The 23,291-nt window shown below is 61.4% G+C and carries 24 protein-coding genes; 9 read left to right on the forward strand and 15 right to left on the reverse strand.

All coding sequences use genetic code 11. The features are described from left to right. Positions 1 to 340: 340 nt before the first annotated feature. On the forward strand, positions 341 to 1,153 hold the full coding sequence (locus tag GR198_RS06420; RefSeq protein WP_003539571.1) for a ferredoxin--NADP reductase: 813 nt from the start codon (positions 341 to 343) through the stop codon (positions 1,151 to 1,153). Positions 1,154 to 1,202: 49 nt separating this feature from the next. Here GR198_RS06420 and GR198_RS06425 read toward each other — a convergent pair whose 3' ends face one another. The 11 genes from GR198_RS06425 to GR198_RS06475 form a co-directional block, all read right to left on the reverse strand. After that, positions 1,203 to 1,817: a GntR family transcriptional regulator gene (locus GR198_RS06425; protein WP_164067965.1), complete on the reverse strand. Its 615-nt coding sequence runs from the start codon at positions 1,815 to 1,817 to the stop codon at positions 1,203 to 1,205. Positions 1,818 to 2,179: 362 nt separating this feature from the next. After that, positions 2,180 to 2,539, reverse strand: a complete 360-nt coding sequence (locus tag GR198_RS06430; protein WP_029875216.1) for a VOC family protein — start codon at positions 2,537 to 2,539, stop codon at positions 2,180 to 2,182. Between the two features lie 74 nt (positions 2,540 to 2,613). Continuing rightward, positions 2,614 to 3,816 (reverse strand): ABC transporter permease, encoded by a 1,203-nt coding sequence (locus GR198_RS06435; RefSeq protein WP_029875217.1) that lies wholly within the window; start codon positions 3,814 to 3,816, stop codon positions 2,614 to 2,616. After that, positions 3,806 to 4,522 (reverse strand): ABC transporter ATP-binding protein, encoded by a 717-nt coding sequence (locus GR198_RS06440; RefSeq protein ID WP_003539566.1) that lies wholly within the window; start codon positions 4,520 to 4,522, stop codon positions 3,806 to 3,808. Before GR198_RS06440 ends, GR198_RS06435 begins: the two co-directional genes overlap by 11 nt. Positions 4,523 to 4,534: 12 nt before the next feature. After that, positions 4,535 to 5,827 (reverse strand): efflux RND transporter periplasmic adaptor subunit, encoded by a 1,293-nt coding sequence (locus GR198_RS06445; RefSeq protein WP_029875218.1) that lies wholly within the window; start codon positions 5,825 to 5,827, stop codon positions 4,535 to 4,537. Positions 5,828 to 5,989: 162 nt separating this feature from the next. Continuing rightward, positions 5,990 to 6,364 carry a GFA family protein gene (locus tag GR198_RS06450; RefSeq protein ID WP_029875219.1) on the reverse strand — a complete coding sequence of 125 codons (375 nt, stop codon included), beginning with the start codon at positions 6,362 to 6,364 and terminating at the stop codon, positions 5,990 to 5,992. A 9-nt stretch (positions 6,365 to 6,373) separates the two neighbouring features. After that, positions 6,374 to 6,583 (reverse strand): hypothetical protein, encoded by a 210-nt coding sequence (locus GR198_RS06455; protein WP_003539563.1) that lies wholly within the window; start codon positions 6,581 to 6,583, stop codon positions 6,374 to 6,376. A gap of 304 nt (positions 6,584 to 6,887) precedes the next feature. After that, positions 6,888 to 7,514 (reverse strand): methyltransferase family protein, encoded by a 627-nt coding sequence (locus GR198_RS06460; protein ID WP_029875220.1) that lies wholly within the window; start codon positions 7,512 to 7,514, stop codon positions 6,888 to 6,890. Between the two features lie 92 nt (positions 7,515 to 7,606). Further along, positions 7,607 to 8,314, reverse strand: coding sequence for a helix-turn-helix transcriptional regulator (locus tag GR198_RS06465; RefSeq protein ID WP_050573721.1), 708 nt, complete (start codon positions 8,312 to 8,314; stop codon positions 7,607 to 7,609). Next, on the reverse strand, positions 8,311 to 9,243 hold the full coding sequence (locus GR198_RS06470; RefSeq protein ID WP_029875222.1) for an NAD(P)-dependent alcohol dehydrogenase: 933 nt from the start codon (positions 9,241 to 9,243) through the stop codon (positions 8,311 to 8,313). Before GR198_RS06470 ends, GR198_RS06465 begins: the two co-directional genes overlap by 4 nt. A 324-nt stretch (positions 9,244 to 9,567) precedes the next feature. Next, positions 9,568 to 10,308 (reverse strand): SDR family oxidoreductase, encoded by a 741-nt coding sequence (locus GR198_RS06475; RefSeq protein WP_029875223.1) that lies wholly within the window; start codon positions 10,306 to 10,308, stop codon positions 9,568 to 9,570. Positions 10,309 to 10,745: 437 nt separating this feature from the next. On the opposite strand from GR198_RS06475, the gene GR198_RS06480 reads away from it, so the two are divergent. From GR198_RS06480 to GR198_RS06495, 4 genes are all read left to right on the forward strand, one after another. Next, on the forward strand, positions 10,746 to 11,126 hold the full coding sequence (locus tag GR198_RS06480) for a DUF2255 family protein (RefSeq protein ID WP_029875224.1): 381 nt from the start codon (positions 10,746 to 10,748) through the stop codon (positions 11,124 to 11,126). Positions 11,127 to 11,191: 65 nt separating this feature from the next. Beyond that, positions 11,192 to 12,175, forward strand: coding sequence for an aldo/keto reductase (locus GR198_RS06485; protein WP_029875225.1), 984 nt, complete (start codon positions 11,192 to 11,194; stop codon positions 12,173 to 12,175). A gap of 136 nt (positions 12,176 to 12,311) precedes the next feature. Next, entirely contained in the window at positions 12,312 to 13,094 is a 783-nt protein-coding gene (locus GR198_RS06490; protein ID WP_029875226.1) for a carboxymuconolactone decarboxylase family protein, read from the forward strand. A gap of 143 nt (positions 13,095 to 13,237) precedes the next feature. Next, entirely contained in the window at positions 13,238 to 14,131 is an 894-nt protein-coding gene (locus tag GR198_RS06495) for a LysR family transcriptional regulator (protein ID WP_029875227.1), read from the forward strand. A gap of 82 nt (positions 14,132 to 14,213) precedes the next feature. On the opposite strand, the gene GR198_RS06500 is transcribed toward GR198_RS06495, so the two are convergent. Continuing rightward, the gene (locus tag GR198_RS06500; protein ID WP_164067967.1) at positions 14,214 to 15,119 is read right to left on the reverse strand and encodes a LysR family transcriptional regulator; all 906 of its coding nucleotides are present in this window, start codon (positions 15,117 to 15,119) and stop codon (positions 14,214 to 14,216) included. 330 nt (positions 15,120 to 15,449) lie between these two features. On the opposite strand from GR198_RS06500, the gene GR198_RS06505 reads away from it, so the two are divergent. The 4 genes from GR198_RS06505 (at position 15,450) to paoC (ending at position 20,050) form a co-directional block, all read left to right on the forward strand. After that, positions 15,450 to 15,749 carry a hypothetical protein gene (locus GR198_RS06505; RefSeq protein WP_017988295.1) on the forward strand — a complete coding sequence of 100 codons (300 nt, stop codon included), beginning with the start codon at positions 15,450 to 15,452 and terminating at the stop codon, positions 15,747 to 15,749. A gap of 149 nt (positions 15,750 to 15,898) precedes the next feature. Then, positions 15,899 to 16,588: a type 1 glutamine amidotransferase domain-containing protein gene (locus GR198_RS06510; RefSeq protein ID WP_164067969.1), complete on the forward strand. Its 690-nt coding sequence runs from the start codon at positions 15,899 to 15,901 to the stop codon at positions 16,586 to 16,588. Between the two features lie 16 nt (positions 16,589 to 16,604). Continuing rightward, positions 16,605 to 17,612 carry an amidohydrolase family protein gene (locus GR198_RS06515; RefSeq protein WP_164067971.1) on the forward strand — a complete coding sequence of 336 codons (1,008 nt, stop codon included), beginning with the start codon at positions 16,605 to 16,607 and terminating at the stop codon, positions 17,610 to 17,612. A 227-nt stretch (positions 17,613 to 17,839) separates the two neighbouring features. Further along, positions 17,840 to 20,050 carry an aldehyde oxidoreductase molybdenum-binding subunit PaoC gene (gene paoC, locus GR198_RS06520; RefSeq protein WP_164067973.1) on the forward strand — a complete coding sequence of 737 codons (2,211 nt, stop codon included), beginning with the start codon at positions 17,840 to 17,842 and terminating at the stop codon, positions 20,048 to 20,050. Between the two features lie 36 nt (positions 20,051 to 20,086). On the opposite strand, the gene GR198_RS06525 is transcribed toward paoC, so the two are convergent. Genes GR198_RS06525 through GR198_RS06535 form a run of 3 tightly spaced genes read right to left on the reverse strand, consistent with a single transcriptional unit; the run spans position 20,087 to position 23,281 of the window. After that, positions 20,087 to 21,166, reverse strand: coding sequence for an ABC transporter ATP-binding protein (locus GR198_RS06525; protein ID WP_164045671.1), 1,080 nt, complete (start codon positions 21,164 to 21,166; stop codon positions 20,087 to 20,089). Between the two features lie 31 nt (positions 21,167 to 21,197). Next, positions 21,198 to 22,247, reverse strand: coding sequence for a carbohydrate ABC transporter permease (locus GR198_RS06530; RefSeq protein WP_164067975.1), 1,050 nt, complete (start codon positions 22,245 to 22,247; stop codon positions 21,198 to 21,200). Further along, positions 22,244 to 23,281, reverse strand: coding sequence for a carbohydrate ABC transporter permease (locus GR198_RS06535; RefSeq protein ID WP_164052076.1), 1,038 nt, complete (start codon positions 23,279 to 23,281; stop codon positions 22,244 to 22,246). The genes GR198_RS06530 and GR198_RS06535 overlap by 4 nt, the downstream gene beginning before the upstream one ends. Positions 23,282 to 23,291: the final 10 nt, after the last annotated feature.

The following is a 23,291-nucleotide window of genomic DNA, read 5'->3' on the forward strand; positions in this document are numbered from 1 at the left end:
TCGCGCTCGCCCCGGCAAGCATCTTTTTTTTCGCCACCATCGCCGGACCCTGTTGCTGAATCGGGTTCGACGCCGTAGGTCTTTGTTGTCGCACCGTTTTTGCCGAAAACCGGCATCCGTTTCCGGCGTGCTGCTCTAATATGCATCCTTTGCCGGGCTTCGCCAGCGGGAAATACGACATTCTCCGCCTGCCCCCTGCTCCCCATTGAATCCTGACGATGACATGCATATTTCCCTTTAGAAGCGTCGCGTGGAATGGAATGCCTTTAATTCCGGCCGGATATGTAATATCTCGCTCGCATCCGACTGTTCATCCGACGAAACGGGATCCGCTACCGAAATGAACGCGCCTGCAAAGACCGAAGACTTCGCCTTGTCCATCCCCGCTGGCGTCTATGCCGAGACGGTGCTCGATGTCACGCACTATACCGACCGGCTCTTCCGCTTCACGATGACCCGGCCGCAGGGCTTCCGTTTCCGTTCCGGCGAATTCGCGATGATCGGCCTGATGGTCGAGGGCAAGCCTGTGTTCCGCGCCTATTCGATCGCCAGCCCCGCCTGGGCCGAGGAGCTTGAATTCTTCTCGATCAAGGTGCCGGACGGTCCGCTCACTTCCCATCTGCAGGCGATCAAGCCGGGCGACCAGGTGCTGATGCGCAAGAAGCCGACGGGCACGCTGGTGCTCGATGCGCTGACGCCCGGCCGTCGTCTCTACATGTTCTCGACGGGAACGGGCATTGCGCCTTTCGCCAGCCTGATCCGCGATCCCGAGACCTATGAGAAGTTCGAGGAAGTCATCCTCACCCATACGACACGCGATGTCGCCGAACTGAAATACGGCTTCGACCTCGTGCACGAGATCCAGAACGACGAGTTGCTGAAGGAAGTCGTCGGCGACAAGCTGCGCCACTATCCCACGGTCACGCGCGAGGATTTCGAATATCGCGGCCGCATCACCGACCTGATCTCTTCCGGCAAGCTGTTCACCGATCTCGGCGTGCCGCCGCTCGACCCGGTGATCGACCGCGGCATGATCTGCGGTTCCTCGGCCATGCTGAAGGATACCAAGGAACTGCTCGAGAAGGCCGGCCTCGATGAAGGCGCCAACAGCAAGCCCGCCGAATTCGTCATCGAGCGCGCTTTCGTCGGCTAAAACATTTCTGACAACCAGACCTGTAGCGGCTCCGGAAACGGAGCCGCTTCTATGTGTGGCTGAGGTAATCGATCAGCAGCGCCATGGTGGCGCGCGCTTCATCCGGCCTGCCCTGATGGATGGCGCGGATGACGGCGACATGCAGCGAGATGGCGCGATCCATGCGCTCCGGGCTTGCCTTGGAGTACCAGAGGCGGCGCGAATGCGTCTGCACCGGGCCGAGTGCTGCCGTGATGAAGCCGTTCGGGCAGGCATCTTCAAGGATTTCGTCGAAGGCCTTGTCGGCGGCGAAGAAGCCGTCGAGATCGCCGGTGACGGCGCATTCCTCCATTGCGCGGACGCAATCGATGAGGCGCGCGCGCTGCTCGTCGCTCGCATGTTCGGCAACAAGGCTCGCCGCGATCGGCTCCAGCTCGCGGCGCACCTGCATGACATTGCCATGATCCTCGGGCGCGATCTCGGCGACCTGCAGCCCGACGCGCGGCTTCACCAGGATCAGCCCCTGCCAGGCAAGCTTCTGGATAGCCTCGCGCACCGGCGTACGCCCATGGCCCGCCATATCGATCAGCTGTTTTTCGGTGACAAGCGCGCCGGGCTTTAGCGCCAGCGTCACGATCAGATGCTCCAGCGCGAGATAGGCAAGATGGCTCTGAGAAGTCTGCAATACGGAGCTCCGTCGCCAAGTCTGATATATCACATAGTGACACGGCCAAAAACCGAAGACAAGTCGGCACCGAATATCAGAATAGAGACAGATAGATAACTTTGGCGAGGCGTGAAACTCGGCGATAGCATTGCCGGCATGGGCGTCTACGCCGTGAATGGCTCCTGCCGACCACCCCACTCTCCGTCGTGCTCGGCCTTGAGCCGAGCATCCACCACGCATCCATCAGCAGCCGCGGCAGGGATCCTCGGCTCAAGGCCGAGGAGGACGGAGAGTACGGTTGGCTTTCTCGCCAACTCACCCTCGCCTACAGAGGCAAACCGCATCGGCTGCTTCATCATCAGGCCGGCACCTTCCCTCGGTCACCCCTTGCGAAACGCCCGGCTGGAAACCGAGATCGAATTTTGACATGGGTCTTTTGCATTGGCGAACTGATAGCCATCGGCTTTATGGATGGCACCGAACTCCAGGCCGTTCTCCGCGCATCGCCTGCAAAAGGTCTCGACGTCCTCCACGTCGAAGACCAGCTTGACGGTGGATTGGCCGCTCCGCTGCCCCTTGGCGGCTTGGTGCAGCATGATATTCGCACCGCCGTCCTGAGCGACCAGTTCAATGATCCTGTCGCCCGGCAGGCTTGTCGCCTTGAAACCGAAGTGCTTCTCATAAAAGCGCGCGGTTTCCTCGACATTCCCAGCATAGATCACCAGCCTGTTGAGCGGCATGATGCTTGGCCTCCGATAACGGTTGCGTTCGATTGATAAGGGTAGAGAGACATCATGCGTTTTGCCATGGCGCATTATTCGTGCCGCAACGCCTCGATCGGGTTCAACTGCGCTGCCCTTCTCGCCGGGAAATAGCCGAAGATCATGCCGATTGCCGCGGAGAACAGGAAGGCGACGGCGACCATGAGCGGGCTGAAGACGAAGGGTACTTTCAGCAGCGTCACGGCGCCGAAGCCGAGGCTCAGGCCAAGCACGATGCCGGTGATGCCGCCGAACAGCGACAGCGCCACGGCTTCGACCAGGAACTGGGTGAGCACCTGGCTTTCGAGCGCGCCGATCGCCAGGCGGATGCCGATCTCGCGGGTTCGCTCGGTAACGGAGACCAGCATGATGTTCATGATGCCGATGCCGCCGACGAGCAGGCTGATCGCCGCGACGGCGCCGAGCAGGCCGGTTAGCAGCGTCGTCGTGCCGGTCATCGCCTCGGCGATCTGCGTCATGTCGTTGACGTTGAAATCGTCCTGGCGGCCGGGCACGATCTTGCGGCGCTCGCGCAGGAGATTTTCGACATCCGACTGCACCTTGGCTGTGGAGACACCGTCGCGCGCCGAGATGATGATCTGCGGCACGTTGCTGCTGCCGCTGATGCGCCGCTGAAACACCTTGACCGGCATGATGACGACATCGTCCTGATCGTTGCCCATGCCGGACTGGCCCCGCTTGGCGAGCACGCCGATGACGGGGCATGAGACCTTGCCGACGCGGATCTGCTGGCCGGTGGGATCGGCGCTGCCGAAGAGCTGCGAGCGCACCGTTTCGCCGATGATGCAGCGCGCCTGGCCGCGTTCCTCAGCGGGGGTGAAATTGCGGCCGAGCGCCAGGTTCCAATCCTGCGCGATGAAATAATCGTTGGTGGTGCCGGAGACGCTGGTCGAATGGTTCTGGCCGCCGAAAATCACCGTCGCCGTCGACTGATTGAGCGGCGCCACGGCCCGGAGGCCGCCGATCTGGTCGCGGATCGCCGCGACGTCCTTGACGCTGAAGCGCTTGGCCTCGGAGCTCGCCCGGCCGGGGCCGAACTGGCCGGGACGGACGAACAGCATGTTGGTGCCGAGCCGCGACAGCTCGGTCGAGACTTGCGCGGTGGTGCCGTTGCCGATCGTCACCAGCGCGATGACAGCGGCAACGCCGATGACGACGCCGAGCACGGTCAGGAAGGAGCGCAGCATGTTGCGGCTGATAGCCCGCAGCGCCAGCTTCAGCGTCTCAAAGAACATGATCCGCCCTCCTCCGGTGCTCGACCTCAGTCTCCAGCTTGCCGTCGACGAAACGCAGCAGCCGCTGGGCATAGGCGGCGATATCGGGTTCGTGGGTGACCATGACGATGGTGATGCCCTGCTCGCGGTTCAGCCGCGTCATCAGATCCATGATCTCGACGCTGGTCTTCGTGTCGAGATTGCCTGTGGGCTCATCGGCGAGGAGCAGTGCCGGCTCGGTGACGATGGCGCGGGCGATGGCGACGCGCTGCTGCTGGCCGCCTGACAGTTCCTGTGTCTTATGATGTTCGCGACCGGTGAGGCCGACCAGTGCCAGCGCCTCGCGAGCCCTTTCGCGGCGCTCGCGCACCGCCATGCCGCGATAGATCAGCGGCAGTTCGACATTTTCGACGGCCGAGGTGCGCGACAGGAGATTGAAGCCCTGGAAGACGAAGCCGAGCATGTGGCGGCGCAGCAGCGTCAGTTGGCTGCGGTCGAAGCCGCTGGTCGGAATGCCTTCGAAGATGTAGTCGCCGGCGCTCGGCACATCGAGGCAGCCGAGAATGTTCATCGCCGTCGATTTGCCGGAGCCAGACGGCCCCATGATCGCGACGAATTCATGGGCGTTGATCGCAAGGTCGACATGGTCGAGCGCGCGGATCGCCGCCTCGCCCTCGCCGTAGATTTTCGAGACCTGTCTGAATTCGATGAGCGGCGGGCTTGCCATCCGTCTCTCCGCCTAGTTCGCACGCGTCGTGGCGTCGGTCACCAGTGCGTCGTTTTCCTTGATGTCGCCGGAGACGACCTGGGTGAACTGGCCGTCGGATGAACCGACCTGGATGACGACAGGCGCAGGGCGGCCGTTGCGCAGCACCCAGACGCGGCGCTCAGCGCCCTTCAGCGCCGGACCGGCATTGTTGTTGCGCTGGCGCGGCGGGCCGAAGATACCGAAAATACCGCGGCCGCGCCTTTCCGCCTGCGCCGGGGCGTAGCGCAGCGCGGCATTTGGGACCATCAAGGTATCCTTGACGGCCTCGACGGTGACGTCGGCCGTCGCCGTCATGCCGGGGCGCAGCAGCAGATCGGCATTGTCGACGGATAGAACCGCCTTATAGGTCACGACATTGTTGACCACTTCGGAGGCGAAGCGGATCTGCTCGATCTCGGCGGGAAAGGTGCGGTCGGGATAGGCGTCGACGGTGAATTTCGCCTTCTGGCCGACGGCGATCTGGCCGACATCGGCCTCGTCGACATCGACCTGCAGCTCCATCTTCTTCAGGTCGCCGGCGATGGTGAAAAGGATCGGCGCCGAAAGCGAGGCGGCGACCGTGGCGCCCGGATTGACGGAGCGGGTGAGGATGACGCCGTCGATCGGCGAGATGATCTTTGCCTTGGCGAGATTGACCTCGGCGAGCTGCAGGTCGGCCTCCGAGGCGAGGACCTCGGCCTCGTTGATCTGTTTGGCGGCGACGGCGGAATCATATTTGTAGCTGGCGTCGTCGAGGCTCTGCTGGGTGGAGACGTTGCTTCTGACCAGGCTCTTCAACCGCTCGAGAGAGGTGCTTGCGGATTGCATATCGGCATTGGCCTTGATGACATTCGCCTTGGCCGAATTGAGCTTGGCGCGCGAGCTCTTCACATCCGCCTCGAGCTTGTTCGTATCGAGGAGGGCGAGCACTTCGCCTGATTTGACCGTGCTGTTGTAATCGACATTGACGTCGCGGACCGTGCCGGAAAGCTCGCTCGATATATCCACCTGCTCGGTCGGCTGTACGGAGCCGGTGGCGGTGACGAGCACCGTCAGGTCGCCGCGCTTTACCGGCTGGGTGGCATAGCTCAATTCGCTTTGCCCACGACCCATATAGAAATAAGCGGCGACGGCTGCGGCAGCGATGAGGATCAGCAGGATGAGCAGGCGTCCGCGCCAGCGGCTGCGCTTGCCTTGCCGTCCCGATGCGGCAAGGACCGCGGCGAGATCGGACGCTGCGCCTGTCTTTGCTCCGGTCTCGCTGCCGCTTACGATTTTGTTCATGTCGTCCTCAATCCGTCAGTGGCCGCCTGCGGCCTCTGCGGTGAAGTAATCACAGTGCAGATGAACCGGCGATTAGCGTTGCCGCCGAACTGGCACGGAATTGCGGATGGGTGAAATGAAATATTGGTAAGGAAAGTCAAGTTTTCGGTGAGCAAGCGTCCGTCAGTTCGCATCCTCGGCAAATTGGCCCGCGTCCGGCAAACGATGCAGCCACGGTTCACGCCGCTTGATCCAGACCTCATAGCCAGGCGCAAAGTCGGTTGGCGGACTGTCGAGCGAGCCCAGGCGGACTTCCGCCTCATCATCCCTAAGGCAGAAAAGCCTGCCGCCGCAGGCGGGGCAGAAGCTGCGGCCGGCGAATGTGGCGATCTCCCCGTTATGGGAAAAAGCCTGGCGCGGCCAGACCGCGAAGAAGGTGAAGGCGGAGCCGCTCGATTTACGGCAATCGGCGCAGTGGCAGAGGCCGGTGCGAAGCGGTTCGCCTTCCACCCTGTAGGCCACCGCCCCGCAAAGACAGCTTCCGGTTCGGATCCTCATAGAGCGCCTTCAGGCGTCGAGATTGGTCGGCAGGCCCGGCGGGCGGCGCTTCGCCGCCATCAACAGGTCGAGTTCGGTGGCCGACGGGCCGAACTTGTCGTAGAGGCGTTTTGCCTCCTTGTCGTCCAACCGGTATTTTCTGGCAAATTCGCCGATGCTGTAGGGGCGGCCCCGCAACACTCTTCGCGCCGGGGTCGCCGTATTCGGTGCGTCGGTCATCATTTTCTCCTTTTCGTCAGGTATCCTTTAAGCTAGAGCGACCCGTCGATTTGGAAAGAGCCCGCGAGCCGTATCAGGGCTTCCGGCGTGGATGGATGCGGTTGTTTTCCTGGAATCTTTTCGCCGACATGCGCATTTTTTGATCGAAGTTGCGGGCCGCGCCAAGCGGACGCGGCGGTGCCAGCCTGTGCTGCGTGCCGCACAAAAACTCTAACGTGCGGATACAAGGGACTGCCTGAGCACGCCGGCGACAAACGTGAGCGCGTCCCCCGTCGGCGACGGGCTTGCTCCATGAGCTGCGCGATCAAGGAACAATGATCGCCATGGCTAGAAAGCCGCTTTCTCGAAGGTATTCGACCAGTTCGGAAAATGGGATCATGGCGATGGTGAAGAGAGAATCTCTTGATGTCACCAGCAGCGCCCGGTTGGAAATCACCGGAGCCTGCCCCCACTCAAAATTGGAGAAATTGGGCCAGAACAATGGTGTGCGCCGGGCGTATTCCGCGTATGGCTCGGCGAAGAGGTGAAACAAATATATGGCCTCCCGCTTCGCCGTATATCTGAACACAAGATAGGCGAGCAGCGTGAAAATTCCGGTGAAAAGCAGACTACCAAACACCAGGCAGACACCGCTGATCATGCAGAGCGAAAACAGATAAAGAGGGTTGCGCGTGATCGAATAGGGTCCCTGGGTCACAAGCGCGGAATTCTTTCGACCTCCAATATAGATGGTCGACCAGATTCGTCCGATTATGCCAAAGGCGATCAACAACGTACCGAACTGAGCGAGCAGGGTCAGAAAAAGGCTTTCAGATCCGAAGCTTGGATGCGCGATGAGCTGGAAGGTGACAAAGGCAACGGTCAGCGCCCAAAAGGCCCAAATTCGCCGCTTCTGCTTGAAGGGGCGGTCGGAGGAAGTCGTATAAGCCATCAATATTTCCGATCTCTATAAAGTCTTCGAAACGCTCTGCAGGCTGCTGCCTGCAGAGCGAGGTTGAATTCGGGGGCCGAGGCAACAATCAGCTATCCGCAATCCCTCTGTTTGCATGGATGCTGTTCCTGAGCGCGCCACTCCTTGACGAGTTGGCGGCGGTTTCCCGGATAGTGATCGTCCAGGAAACAGACGGTCATGACGTGGTCAGCTTGGAAGATACGAAAGTCGCCCTGCAGTTCGCACCAACCCGCGATAAATCGCTGTGAATCAATGAAACCCAGCATGATTGGCCATATGGTCCTCTCGGACACGGCCCCGCTTCGATCTTTGTGCGTGATGCTTATCTTTCGCTGCTCGCGCATCGCTCGCCTGACCTGCGCCAGATCAACAACCGATGAACCTCTTTCAGAACGACCAACAAAGAACGTATTATCGTCCAAGCCCCGTCGCAGGTCGGGGGGAAGCACACCCCCGATTTTTGCAAGCGCGTTTTGAACAGCGTGCGCCAAAGCATCGTCCGTGTGTCGACTGACCCACTGCGCGCCAGCGACAAGCGCCTGGATCTCTTCTTCCGTGAAAGACAGAGGCGGCAAAAGGAAGCCCGGCTGCAGTATGTAGCCGACCCCGGGCTCTCCATCGATATCGGCGCCCATGGCCTGCAGCGTCACGATGTCACGACGGATGGTCCGCAGCGAAACGCCGAGCTCACGCGCAAGCGTCAAACCGGGCACCGTTCCGCGGTGACGACGAAGAACTTGCATCAGGTCAAATAATCGGTGGCTTCGTGACACGCTCAATCCATCATGACGAGGGCTTTTCCGGCGAGCTTCCGTCCGGACTCAAGAGCCGTGATGAGTGGAATGGCTTCGCTGAGAGGCACGATCTCGGCGATCGGAAGGCGAAGATTTTCGTCCTTGGCGGCACGAGCGATTCTATCGAGGATCTCGGACCTCGGTGTGCACACCACAACCTTCAGTCTTCGGTTGAACATTGACCGAATGAATTTCCCCGGCGTGGGATTGAGGTCCACGAACCGGCCATTCTGACGCAAGAGCCCAAGCCCCACTGCGTCCGTCATCGTCGCAGCCGTGTCGTAGACCACATCGAAACGCTCGCGAACCGTCGACAAATCAGTTGTCCGATAGTCGAACACGGTTTGAACGCCGAGGGCCAGCGCCCGTTCCGTCGCCACCGCGCTGCAACTGCCCGAGACCTTTGCGCCCAGAATCTGCGCGATCTGCACAGCCGCTTCGCCCACCGCACCGGTACAGCCATTGATGAAGACGTGCTCGCCGGCAGTCAGCTTCGCTTTGTCGACCAGCCCGTTCCAAGCAGTGGCTCCAGGCGTCCCGAGACAAGCCGCCGCCTCAAACGAAACGGTTTCGGGCTTCTTGGCCAAGAAGCTGTCCTTGGTGACGACAGCCTCTCCCAGGGCGCCGCTCTCCTTGAACCGTGCAAGACCAAACACGGCATCGCCGATCTTGAAGCGCGTCACCCCTTCACCGACCGAAATGACCGTCCCGGAAATATCCATCCCCATTGCGCGAGGAAAAGCCCTTCCCGTAACGATCTTCATCCGCCCCGCCCGCAGCTTCCAATCGATGGGATTGATCGCTGCGAACCTGATCTTCACCGCCACTTGTCCTTTACCCGGCGAAGCCAGTTCGAACTCCTCGAGCCGCATCAGATCGGGGCCGCCGTACTGGTGATATTGAATGCGTTTCATAGTGGGCCATTCTTCCTGTTTTGTTGAAGGCACGACTGTGACAGTGGCAGCCGCAGCAAGCCCGGGCAGCGCCAGCGGCTCGATGACCAGGCGACCTCCCCTGCCCGCGATTGACGGGAATGCTTGGGGATCGCATGGACATCCGCGGAGGCAATTTCCGGCGTCGCCGCGAAGTCTGATGACCGTGGCTTTCCTGAATTCCGTCACGTCGATGCAGGTTAGACCACCACGGTGCCAGATTCTGGCACCATCGTTAGTGTGACGTCGTCCGCTTGCAGATCTAGCGGCCGAGCAGCGATCTTCGGGAGGGATTGCCGCGACCGATCAGGAGCGGCTGTTCATGCGCTCGAACAGGGCTTCGCCCATCCGGCGCGTGTCCGCGGAGACGCCGACGAGGATCTCATCCTTATCCGCTTCAAGCTGCGCCAGCGCATCGGCAGCGAACTCTTCCGAGGAGACCATCATGCGGCTTGCGGTGCCTTCGCTGCGCGTACTACCGCCGAGAGCGGTATCGACGATCGGTGGCGCGACCTCGATCACCCGAATTGCTGTGGATTTCAGCTGATGGCGCAGGCTGAGCGTAAAGGAGTGGATCGCGGCCTTCGTGGCGCAATAGACCGGCACATCGGCCATCGGCGAAAAGGCGAGGCCCGAGCTGACGTTGATGATGAACGCATGCTCTTGCTGCCTCAAGGTGGCGAGCAGCTCGGCGATCAGATGGATCGGTGCCGTAAGATTGATCGCCACTTCCTGATCGAGAGTGTCGATCGCCGGATCGGTATTGAAATCGCGCCGATGCTGAACGCCGGCGTTGTTGACGACGACGTTGAGTGCCGGATGCTCCGCCTTCAGCCATTCGACCATAGAATGGCGGCTCTCGCCGTTGGCAACGTCGCAAATGCGGGTGATCAGCGCAGGCACGTCCTCCTGTGCCTTCCGGAGCGCTGCTTCGCTTCTGCCGCAAATGATGACGTGATTGCCCTTTTCGGAAAGGCGCCGCGCGAGCGCAAAACCGATGCCGGTTGCGCCGCCAGTGATGAGAATTGTGTTTCCTGTGAGCTTCAAGGTCGTCCATCCTTCCAACAGTTGAGAAGGTGCGCCGACGGTGACGTGGTTATCAGCGGACACACCTTTGCGACCGGCAAGTCGGTCTCGGGTGTCGCGGATACCCTTGCAGGGAGAATTGCCGTCCCTTGAGACGGCGACCGGGCTACCATCCGGTCAGCACTCTTTCGACGGGCCGTTCGTAGCAGAATGCCGATCATACCGCAATCAGTCGCCGATGGATGTGGGTTTCAGCCACCTTTCCAGCAGAGCGCCGTAAGAGCAAAAGGCTGTGTCGCTGGCAGAATTCCGCCTGTGACCGGCCTGCATTGATGATTCACGCTCATAAGTTCATGCGATTTGCAGCGCCTAATCATGGTTCGGTACGCGCTCTATATTCAAAGCATGAGATCGGGAAGCGCTACCACGACTGTAGCCAAACTGAGCGGAGAGCGACGATGAACTGGTCGGATGACGAGCTTAGCAAAATCGATCAGGCCGACGATTTGAAAATCGCGCCGTTCAGGGACGATGGCGCCACCTATGGCACCCCGACCTGGATCTGGGAGGTTGTCGTCGATGGCTCGCTCTACGTGCGCGGCTACCATGGTCAGAAGTCCCGCTGGTATCAGGCGGCGATCCACCAGAAGGCTGGACGAATCATTGCCGCCGGCATGACGCGCACCGTCGGCTTCGAGCCTGTAGACGGCCCGATCAACGATCGCATCGACGACGCCTACCGCGCCAAATACGGCAAGAGCCAGTATCTCGCGCCGATGGTCAGCGCCCGAGCACGCGCGGCGACCGTCCGGATCGCGCCGCGTGAGGAAACTACCTGACGGCAGTCGGATCCGAATGCGTCGTCGGTAGCCATCCAAACCAACTCGAGCAAAGGAGACGCAAGATGATCAAGCGCACACTCGGCCAGGGCCTGGAAGTCTCCGCCTTGTCGCTGGGCGCCATGGGCTATGGCAAGGCCCGCGAGCTTCCCGACCGGGCCGAGATGATCGACCTGCTTCGCACCGCCGTCGAACGCGGCATGGATTTCTTCGACACCGCTGAAGTCTACGGCCCCTGGACGAACGAGGAGATGGTGGGCGAAGCGCTTGCCCCGCTTCGCGGCAAGGTTAAGATCGCCACGAAATTTGGCTGGGACATCGACCAGGAGACGGGCAAGCACCGCGGTGGCGTCAATAGCAAGCCGGCGCAGATCCGCCGCGCCATCGAGGGCAGCCTAAAGCGCCTGCGCACCGACCACATCGACCTCTACTATCAGCACCGGGTCGATCCGGACGTGCCGATGGAAGATGTGGCCGGGACGGTCAGGCAGCTGATCGCCGAGGGCAAAGTGCGGTGGTTCGGTCTGTCCGAGGCCGGTGCCCAATCGATACGCCGGGCGCATGCGGTGCAGCCGGTGGCCGCGTTGCAGAGCGAATATTCCTTGTGGACCCGCGATCCGGAGGCCGAAATCATTCCGACAATCGAGGAACTCGGCATCGGGCTCGTGCCTTTCAGCCCTCTCGGCAAGGGATTTCTCACCGGCAAGATCGACCTCAACACCACATTCGACAGTTCCGATATCCGAGCGGGAATCCCCCGCTTCGCCGAGAAAGCGCGTCTTGCCAATCTGAAGCTGGTCGAACTGATCGGCAAGATCGGGGAGAAGCATGGCGCGACGCCGGCGCAGGTCGCGCTAGCCTGGCTGCTGGCGCAGAAGCCCTGGATTGTGCCGCTGTTCGGCACACGCAAGCTCGAACGGTTCGAGGAGAATATCGGGGCGCTGAACGTCACCTTGGACAAGGCCGATCTTGACGAGATCGAGCAGACCAACATCGTCATTCAGGGAGCTCGTTATCCCGAAGAAATGCTGCGCCGATCCGGTCTCTAGCGGCACATTCTGCAGCAGCCAATACCACAGAACCCTGCTTCGATGCTGACGACGGGCGCTTTGCAGCTTTCGTCGTTGCGCCGTTGCAGGCCCATTCCAGGCGATGCCGGAACAAGCAAGTTGGAAGGATATCATCATGAAACGAATTTTGGCCGCCACGGCTATCTCGGTGACGATGGGCGAGCCTCTCATGGCCCAGGAAGGAATTGGAGGCGGAAGTGCTTCATCATTGTCGGTCAGCGACATCCAGTCCGTATCGCCGGCTCTTGGCCGATACGCTGAAGAGGACGTACTCGGAAATCTGTGGCAGCGGCCGCAACTGTCACGCCGCGATCGCAGCATCGTCACGCTGGCCGTGCTGATCGCCCGAAACCAGGCGATCGATCTGAAGCACTACGTCGACGTCGCTCTCGATAACGGGGTGACCCCGACGGAGGTTTCCGAGGTCATCACGCATCTGGCTTTCTACGCAGGCTGGTCGAACGCGATGTCGGCAGTCGCCGCGACCAAGGACGCCTTCAAAGACCGGGGCATCACGGCCGATCAGCTGCCTGCGGCCTCTCCGCAACTGCTGCCGCTCAACGAAGAGGTCGAGCGCCAACGCGCCACCGGCGTCGAGAAGAATGTCGGTCCGATCTCTCCGGGGCTTGTGCAGTTTACGACTGACCCGCTGTTCCTCGATCTCTGGCAGCGGCCGGGCCTTGCACCGCGAGACCGCAGCCTTGTGACGGTCAGTTCGCTGATCGCATCGGGCCAGAGCGCCCAGATCACCTATCACCTCAACCGCGCCATGGATAACGGCCTGACCGCCGACGAAGCCGGTGAGGTCGTTGCCCATACGGCCTTCTACGCCGGCTGGCCGAACGCCTTCTCTGCGTCGTCGGTTGTCGGAGAGGTGCTGCGCAGCCGGACGAAATGAGGCTCCAACCCGCAGCAAAAGCCTGTCGGTTCCACGCAAAGCTAGTCCGGCGTTCTTGCTGCTCCAAAGCTCCCAGGCTTCATTGCTACCATTTCATAGGCAGGCGTTTATGATGAGCGTCGGTCTATGAGGAGGAATCATCAGTGGAGCGCCAGAATATCAACGACCTGATGGTGTTCCTGGTGGTTGCGAGGGAGCGCAGTTTCACCAAAGCCGCAGCCAAGTTCGGCGTCTCGCAGTCGGCGCTGAGCCATACGCTCCGTCAGCTCGAGCAGCGGCTGGGCGTGCGGCTGCTGACGAGGACGACGCGCAGCGTCTCGCCGACCGAGGCAGGCGAACGGATGCTGCAGAGCATCGGTCCGCTTTTCGACGAGATCGGATCTGCGCTCGATGGGCTCAACATTCTTCGGGACCAGCCGGCGGGCACCGTCCGGCTGACCGCCGGCGACTATCAGATCCAGTGCTACATATGGCCGAAGCTTCGGACCTTTCTCCAACAATATCCCGACATCAGGCTCGAACTGGACGTGAACTACGGTCTGCAGGACATCGTCAGCGAGGGCTACGACGCGGGCGTGCGCTTCGGCGAACAGATCGCCAAGGACATGATCTCGGTGAGGATCGGGCCGGATGTTCGTTTCGCGGTCGTCGCCGCAGAATCCTATTTTGCCTCACGCGATATTCCAACACATCCGAAGGACCTCATGCAGCACAGGTGCATCAATCTGCGCCTGCCCACCTATGGCGGTCTCTATGCCTGGGAGTTCGAAGAGAACGGTCGCGAGATTAAGGTTCGGGTGGACGGCCAGCTCGTCTTCAACACGATCTACAACGTTCTTGAGGCGGCTCTCGACGGTTTCGGCTTCGCCTATGTCCCGGAAGATATCGCCAAGCTCCATCTTAGAACCGGTCGCCTCCACCGGTTTCTGGAAGATTTTTCGCCCTATTGGGAGGGCTTCCATCTCTATTACCCAAGCCGGCGCCAGTCTTCCCCCGCCTTTTCCCTTCTCGTGAACGCGTTGCGTTATTCAACGTGAGCGGCTGCGACGACAGAGTGGCGAGCCGCTTTTTGCACCGTTGCGCGGCTCCTGCGGGAAATAAAGCGCAAAGGGATTCGCTTCAGACGACGAAACGCTTCGGCAATTCGGTGGCAAGCGCATCGATCGCCAGCCGCGACCGCAACGGCAGATACTGCGTGGTTGGCCACACGGCGTAGCATTCCATCGCCGCCCTCGGCCGATCGGTCCAGAGTTCGACCAGTTCGCCTGCCTGCACGCGGTCATGGATCAGCCAGTAGGGAAGCCAAGCGAGGCCCATGCCATCGACGGCGGCATCGGCGATCACTTCGAGATCGTCAAAGCGCAGTCTTGAAGTGACCGACAGGTCGATGAGAGCACCGGTCGCATCGGGAAGCTGCCAGGTCAGGCCATAATCGTTGCGCCAGTATACGAGCGTGTCATGTTCTGACAGATCCGCCAGCGAATGTGGCTCCCCTCGTACGGCAAGATAGGCTGGAGAAGCGCAGAGCGCCTTGCGCGGGCTGACCAGTCGCCGAGCGTGGAGCGCGGTTCCGTTGCCAAGAGCGCCATTGCGCACCGCCAGGTCGAAGCCGTCGGCGATCAGATCGACTTGGCGGTCACTGAAGCTGAGTTCGAGTTCGAGCCTCTCGTGCTGGCGCGCATAGGCACGCAGGATGGGTGCGGCGCAGTAGCGGCCAAACAAGACGGGCAGCGACACGCGCAACTTGCCGACGACCTCACGCCGGCCGGATTCCAGGAGAGATTCGCCTGCGCGCAGTTCCTCGATCGCACGCACACACCGCTCGTAATATTGCTGACCATCCTCGGTCAAGCTCTGCGTCCGCGTGGTCCTGTGAAACAACCGGACGCCCAGGCGCTCTTCGAGACGCGCGATGGCCTTACCGACTGCGGAGCGCGTCAACGACAATCGCTCGGCAGCTTTGGCAAAGCCGCCCGTCTCGACCGCCTCGACAAAGACTTGCACTCCATCAAACCTGTCTCGCACCGAGCGGATCCTCGCGAAGAACGGTCCTGCGATTGGAGAACCTCAGGAACCAAAGAAGAGAAAAACTATTTCTAACCATCAACTGCATTCTACGATATAAGGCCGGCCAAGCAAAGGATATTTCCTGGCAACAACGGCAGCACAGACGACCTCATCCGGCTCGGAAACTGGTTTGGTGTCATAACCCAATCGAAGACTGACCAGGCGCCGGATGTCGCGCCTGCCGGAAGCGATCTCAGAACGGCGGGCTACCTCGGCCGTCCGCGTGGCCGAGACCGTGCGCCGGTTCCAACCCGCCTGATCCATCTTTCTCAACCAAGGAATCCTGCCATGAAACTGCTTTGCCTCGATATTCCCCGGCCCGGCGCCAGTCTGGAAAAGTACCAGCCGCATATGTCGGATGAAGCCCGACACGCCTGGCAGATGTACAAGGGCGGCATCATCCGCGACATCTATTTCCGCCAGGACCGTCCGGGTGTCGCCATCATCGCCGAATGCGAGTCGGTCGAAGCCGCCAAGCAGGCCCTGAGCGAATTCCCGCTGGCCAAGGCCGGGCTTCTCGACTGGGAGGTCATCCCGCTTGGCCCCTTCCTCAATTGGGAAGCGCTGTTTGCGCCCGGCAACGCCTGAGATTCCTTGTCCGCGATACAACGGAACACTTTGCGCCCGATCGCGAATTTCGGGGGGCGCAGCAGAGCCTACGAGCGCATGTTGAAGAGCGATATGAAGTTCGCGTCGTCATCGACATGGCCTCGCTCAATTCCCGAGGAGCCAAAACAATGGCAAATAATATCAAGCCCATCCTTTGCGTGGTCACCAGCCATCCGATCAGAGGCGACACCGGCGAGCCCACCGGCTTTGCGATGGTCGAACTCACGCATCCGCTCGACGTTTTCCGCGCGGCCGGTATCCCGACCGAGATCGCCTCGATCCGGGGCGGCCATCCGCCGATCGACTTCTTCGACCTCACTGATCCGGTCAACGCCCGCTTCTGGAAAGACCGCGAGTTCCGCGATGCGCTCGCCCACTCGCTCATCCTCGACGAACTCGATCCCTCCCGCTACTCCGCAGTCTTCTTCGCCGGCGGCCACGGCACGATGTGGGATTTTGCCGACAGCCCGGCTGTGCAACGCGTGATCCGCGATGTCTACGAAACCGGCGGCATCGTCTCGGCGGTCTGCCACGGCCCCGCTGCATTGGTGAACGCAATGCTCTCGGACGGCAGCCATTTGGTCGCGGGCAAGAAGCTCGCCTCCTTCACGGACGAGGAAGAGGCGGAGGTCAAGTACACAGAGGTCGTGCCCTATCTGCTGGCAACGACCCTCAAGGAGCGAGGCGCGCTGCATCAGCCGGCGCCGAACTGGACAGAGAAGGTGGTGGTCGATGGCCGTCTGATCACAGGCCAGAACCCGGCTTCTGCACACGGCGTCGGCCAAGCGATCGTCGATCAACTCACCCAGAAGTCCTGACCGAAGGAATTCACCAATGAAGATCATCGCAATCGAAGAGCATGCCCTGCCCGATGAGGTGAAGCATGGGTGGGACACGATACCCGGCGCCGACGACGGAACGCTTGGGCTCAATCCGGGTCTGCTCGGCGAACGGCTGGCGGATCTTGAAGAGCAGCGGCTGACTCTGATGGACGAGACCGGCGTCGATGTGCAGGTTCTCTCGTTGACGACCCCGGGTCTCAACAATCTCGGCCATCACGGCGTCGATCTTGCTCGTCGCGCCAATGACATTCTGGCCGGCGCTGTTTCGGCTCACCCATCCCGCTTCCAGGCGATGGCGGCTCTCTCCTTTGCGCAACCGGACGAGGCGGCGCGAGAGCTGCGGCGAGCCGTCGAGGAACTCGGCTGCAAAGGTGCCGTTCTGTTCGGCCGGGTCGGCGACAAGAATCTCGATCATATGATCTTCGAGCCGACATTCGCCAGCGCAGCGGAGCTCAATGTCCCACTTCTGATTCACCCGCAGATCCCGCAGACGAGCATTCGCGACACCTATTATGCGGGCTTCGGCGCCCCCGTCGATCTCGCCCTGTCCACGTTTGCCCTCGGATGGCATTTCGAGGCAGGCATCCAGTTCGTGCGTCTGATCCTGGGCGGCGTCTTTGACCGTCACCCGAACCTCCAGGTCATCCTCGGGCACTGGGGTGAGCTGGTGCTGTTTTATCTCGAGCGGCTCGTCATGCTGGATCGGGTGTCCAAACTCCAGCGGCCATTCCTCGACTATGTCCGCAACAACCTCTATCTGACGGCCAGCGGCATGTTCAGCCCCGCCTATTTGCGGCAAGCGATCGATGCGGTCGGCGTGGACCGCATCTTGTTCTCGACAGACTACCCATACCAGTATCGCCCCGGAGGCGATGCGCGGCGATTTGTCGAAGATTTGGAGCTCGATGCCGCCGACAAGGAGAAGTTCGCGCATGCGAACTGGGAGCGCCTCACCGCAGGCCGTTTCCTCGCCTGCTCGGCAGGAAGCTCCCGTTCGTGAGGCAGACTCATAAGGTCTTGCAATTTGCCGCCGGTAATCCTTTCCGATGCGTGACCCATTTACTCACCTGAGCGATCCAGTGCTTCGCCCCTGAGCACGAGTCCCAGCATCGACTATTCCGGCTGACGGACTACTGAAGGCGCGGAGCCGCTACTCAAGAACCCGTTCAAGCTGTTGTTGGTGGAGCGGACGCTCAGCGACGTGATAGCGCAAGCGAGGACTGATCCATGAAGTTCGACACACCTGCAGGACCGAACCCAATTGACAGGATGACCGTTGTCGGCCAGCCTCACAACCGCTTCGAGGCAGAGCTCAAGACGACTGGGACTGCGACTTACGCCTACGAATATCACAACGTCGCACCGAACGCTGCCTACGGCTATATCCTTGGCGCGGCAATCGCCAAGGGCCGGATCTCATCGATCGACACCCGGCGCGCCGAGGCCGCGCCCGGCGTGCTGGCCGTCATTACTCACCGCAATGCCGGTCCGCTTGGTGTCGGAAAATTTTATGTCCAGCGCATGTTGGCTGCCCCTGATGTCGATCACTACCATCAGCCTGTTGCAGTCGTGGTGGCCGAAACCTTCGAACAGGCACGCGCGGCTTCCTCGCTGATCCGCGTCGACTATGCGCGCAGCCCGGGCCGATTCGATCTCGCCGAGCAACTGGACAGCGCGCCGGTTGCACCGCAGATGGAGTTTGGTGGACCGACCGAGACGCAGGTCGGAGACTTCGACCAGGCTTTCGCAGCCGCGGAGGTGAAGGTTGACGAGACCTATACTGTTCCCGACCAGGCGCATGCAATGATGGAGCCGCATGCGACGATCGCGACCTGGGATGGCGATCGGGTGACGTGCTGGACCTCAATTCAGCAGATGAATTGGGGAACCCGCGATCTCGGACTCATTCTCGGCATTCCGCGCGAAAACGTTCGGCTGATCTCAACCTTCATCGGCGGCGGCTTCGGCGGCAAGGGCACGGTGCAGTCAGATCTGGTGCTGGCGGCCGTTGCCGCGCGAATGGTGCGGCGACCGGTGAAGATCGCGCTTCAACGTCCGATAATGTTCAACAATACGATCCATCGGCCGAAGACGATCCAACGGATCCGGCTCGGCGCCTCGCGCGACGGTAAGCTGACGGCGGTCGGTCATGAGAGCTGGTCCGGCAATCTCGCCGGCGGCCGCACCGAGCCGACCACCCTTTCGACACGGTCGCTCTACGCCGGGGCGAACCGGATGACAGCTGTCCGGCTGGCGACGCTCGACCTGGCCGAGGGCAATGCCATGCGTGCGCCGGGAGAGGCACCCGGCTTGATGGCGCTCGAGATCGCCATGGACGAGATGGCCGAGAAGCTCGGCATGGATCCGGTCGAGTTCCGCATCCTGAACGATACCCAGGTCGATCCGGAAAATGCCGATCGGCCTTTTTCCTCGCGTCCCTTCGTCGAATGCCTGCGCACGGGCGCCGAACGCTTCGGATGGAGCATGCGCAAATCTCAGACAGGTCAAGTCCGCGACGGTGACTGGTTGATCGGCATGGGCATGGCGGGTGCGATCCGCGGGGCACCGATTTCAAAGGCCGGAGCGCGGGTTCGTCTCGATCGCCAGGGCATGCTGACGGTCGAGACGGACATGACGGACCTCGGCACCGGCAGCTACACGATCGTGCAGCAGACGGCGGCCGAGATGATGGGTCTGCCAATCGACCGCGTAGTGGCAAAGCTCGGGGATTCGAGCTTTCCGGAGACGCCGGGATCTGGAGGACAGCAGGGCGCGCCTTCCGTCACCGCAGGCGTCTATGCTGCCTGCACGAAGCTGCGGGCAGCGGTCGCCCAGCGTCTGGGCTTCAACGCCGTAGAGGCAGAGTTCGTCGACGGTCAGGTTCGTTCCGGAAATCGAAGCGCGCTGCTCGCTAGCGCTGCCGCCGATGGCGATCTGGTCGTCGAGGACAACATGGAATTCGGCGATCTGGCGAAGCGCTTCGCGATCCAGACCTTCGGGGCGCATTTTTCCGAGGTCGGCGTCGACGTCTATACCGGCGAAATCCGCGTTCGCCGCATGCTCGCCGTATGCGCGGCCGGCCGCATTCTCAATCCCAAGACCGCGCGCAGCCAGGTGATCGGCGGGATGACAATGGGGATCGGGGCGGCCCTCATGGAGGAGATGGTGGTCGATAAGAGGTCCGGCTTCTTCGTCAATCATGATCTCGCCGGCTACGAGGTTCCGGTCCACGCCGATATCCCCCATCTCGAGGCCGTGTTTCTCGACGAGGTAGATCCAGCGATATCGCCGGTGAAAGCGAAAGGCGTCGGGGAACTGGGAATGACTGGTGTCGCGCCGGCCGTCGCAAACGCGGTCTACAACGCAACCGGCGTGCGGGTGCGGCAATATCCGATCACACTGGAGAAATTGCTCGATCGGTTGCCTCATCGCGAGTGATAGCCCCGGCGAAATGACAAGAGGTCTCAAAGGACATCAGGATAGACGCCGGCCATCCTCGCCGAAAAGGTGGAGTACATCGGGATCGAGATGCAGCGGCAGGCTGTCGCCCGATTTCATGCGCTGCTGGCCGGCAAAGACCGCAATCAGCTTCTTCCCGCCTGCGTCGGCGTGGACGACGGTCTCCGAGCCCAGTTCCTCGACAAGGGTAACGCTTGTATCCAGTCTGCTCGCTGAACCCGCATCGGCAAGGGTGATGTGTTGGGGGCGGATGCCGATGCTGACCCTTTCGCCCGCCGGGCGTGCCTCCTTGGCAATCACGGAAAGACGATGGCCGCCGACGGTTTCGACCTCGGCGAAACCGCCCTCGTGACCGACGATCGCACCTTCGAGGAAATTCATGTGCGGCGCGCCGATGAAGCCGGCGACGAAGCGGTTGGCCGGCTTGTTGTAGAGTTCCAGCGGTGTTCCCACCTGCTCGATCCTGCCGCCTCTCAGCACAACGATGCGGTCGGCCAGCGTCATTGCCTCGACCTGATCGTGGGTGACATAGATCATCGTCGCCTTCAGGCGGGCGTGAAGGGCTGCGAGTTCGGCCCGCATGCTGACCCGGAGTTCCGCGTCGAGATTGGATAGCGGCTCGTCGAGCAGGAAGGCATCCGGCCGCCGCACGATGGCGCGGCCGATCGCCACGCGCTGGCGCTGGCCGCCGGAGAGCTGGCCCGGGCGGCGCTGCAGGAAAGGCTCGATCTCCAGCATGCGCGCGGCGTCGGTGATGCGCGCTTCGATCTCGGCTTTCGCCACCTTGGTGTTCTCGAGACCGAAGGCGAGGTTTTCCCGGACGCTCATATGCGGATAGAGCGCATAGGACTGGAAGACCATGGCCAGACCGCGATCGGCGGCGCTGATAGCGGTAACATCCTTGCCGTCGATGGCAATGCTGCCGCCAGTCGGCTTATCGAGGCCGGCGATGAGGCGCAGCAGCGTCGATTTTCCGCAACCGGAAGGGCCGACGAAGGCGACGAACTCGCCGTCGTTGACATGAAGCGAGACATCGCGAATGACCTCGACGGCGCCGAAGTTCTTGACGATTTTCCTGAGCTCGAGCCCGCTCATGTACTCTCCTGTTTCTTATATTAAGATTGGCCTATTTCAGCCCCGAGCCGGCGATGCCCGTCGTGATGAAGCGCTGCAGGAAGACGAAGATCAGCACGACCGGGATCATCGAGACGACGGTCATGGCGAGGATATAATGCCATTGCACGTTGAGCTCGCCGGCATAAACGTTGAGACCGACCTGCAAAGTATAGAGTTCCTTGCGCGAGAGCACGATCAGCGGCCAGAGGAAATCGTTCCAGCGCCAGACGACCGAGAAGATCGCCAGCACGGCGAGTGCCGGCGCCGACAGCGGCAGGATGATGCGCCAGTAGATCTGCCATTCGCTGGCCTTGTCCATGCGGGCGGCGTCGAGCAATTCGTCGGGAATCGTCAGCATGTATTGCCTGAGCAGGAAGACGCCCGTCGGGGTGGCGACCGTCGGCAGGATGACGCCCCAAAGGCTGTCGAAAAGGTTCAGCGTGCCGATGACGGAATAGAGCGGCACGACGATGACCGAAAGCGGCACCATCAGCGTCGCCAGGATCATCAGCATGACGGCGGTGCGGCCGGGGAATTGGTATTTCGACAGCGCGAAGGCGGCCATGGAATTGACGAGCAGCGTAATCGCTGTCGCGACGACGGTGACGAAGACGGAGTTGCGCAGGAACAGGAAGAAATCGAAGCGCTGGAACGGTTCGGTGTAGTTGCCGCCGGCGAATTCGACCTGACGCACCGGTGTGCGGTCCTTGATATTCGCCTTGACGATTTCGCCCGGCTGTTTCGGATCGACCATCTGGCCGATGATGCCGATGCGGCGGACTTCGGCGAGCACACGCGTGCTGCCATCCGGCATCGCGACATTATAGAGCGGCAACGGCTTGTCGTAACCCGGCACCACTGCCTGTTCGGTGACATAGGGCAGGAAGGAGGGCGGGAACTCGGCAAGGGCCGCCGGCGTCTTGAAGGAGGAGAAGACCAGCCAGATGGCCGGGCCGAACATCAGGAAGACGCCCGATATCAGCCAGATCCAGGTGACCACATCCGTCCAATGCCAGCCTCGGCCACGCCGGCGGAGCAGAAAGGCAGAGACAGCGCTCATTGGCGTGCTCCCTTCTTCTCGTTGCGGTTACTGACGCCGAGCTGGACCAGGGTCAGGATGACGAGCACGATGCCCATCAGGATCGAGGCAGCCGACGCCAGCCCTGGATTGCGCAGCGAACTCGCAAAACCGGTCTCATAGATATACTGGGTGATGTACATGGTGCTGGTGCCCGGGCCGCCGCCGGTCAAAACGAAGACCTCGTCGAAGATCTGCACGGCGCGGATCAGCGCCAAGACCAGAACGACGATGAGGTTCGGCATCAGAAGCGGCAGGGTGATGCGCCGGAAAATGCGGATCGGACGGGCGCTGTCCATCGCCGCCGCCTCGTAGAGATCCCGCGGGATTGCCTGCAGGCCGGCGAGCAGGATCAGCGCATAAAAGCCCATATGCGCCCAGACCGAAACGAAGACGGCGAAGAAGAAGGCCCAGAAACGATCGCTGAGCCAGGAGAAGGGTTCGAAGCCGAAGGGGCTCAGCGCATAGTTCAACAGGCCTTCACGCTGCAGGATCCATTTCCAGATGAGCCCGACGACGACGGGCGACAGCAGCACCGGGAAGAAGAAGACGGCGCGCCAGAAGCCGCGATTGGAAAGCTCGCGGTTGAGGATCAGCGCCGTTGCGAGCGCCGCGATCAGCATCGCAGTCACCTGGAAGACGACGAAGACGGCGGTATTGCGCACGGCCGCCCAGAAGGTGTCGGCCGCGCAGGTCGAAGGGTCGAGATAAGAGCCGCAATCGAAGAGGATTCGGTATTGGTCGGCGCCAACATAGGTCCTGTTCTGCAGGAAGATGGCGCTGCCGCTCGTCGTCGAATAGATGAAGTTGATCACCAGCGGCAGCAGCACGAAGACGGTGAAGATCAGCATGTTGGGCGCCAGGAAGACGCCCGCCATGCCGTTCAGCCCGGTCAGCTTCTGCCAGGCACGCATGGGAATGTCGATGAGCCCCATGGCAAGCCGGACAGGCGCCGAGAGCGCCTGCCGCAGACCGGTTTTCACAGGTGGTTCAGGAGAAACCGTCTTCGCCGTCATCTGCTCGTCC

Origin of the sequence: Rhizobium leguminosarum, assembly GCF_010668065.1 — a bacterium.
GTDB lineage: Bacteria > Pseudomonadota > Alphaproteobacteria > Rhizobiales > Rhizobiaceae > Rhizobium > Rhizobium leguminosarum_S.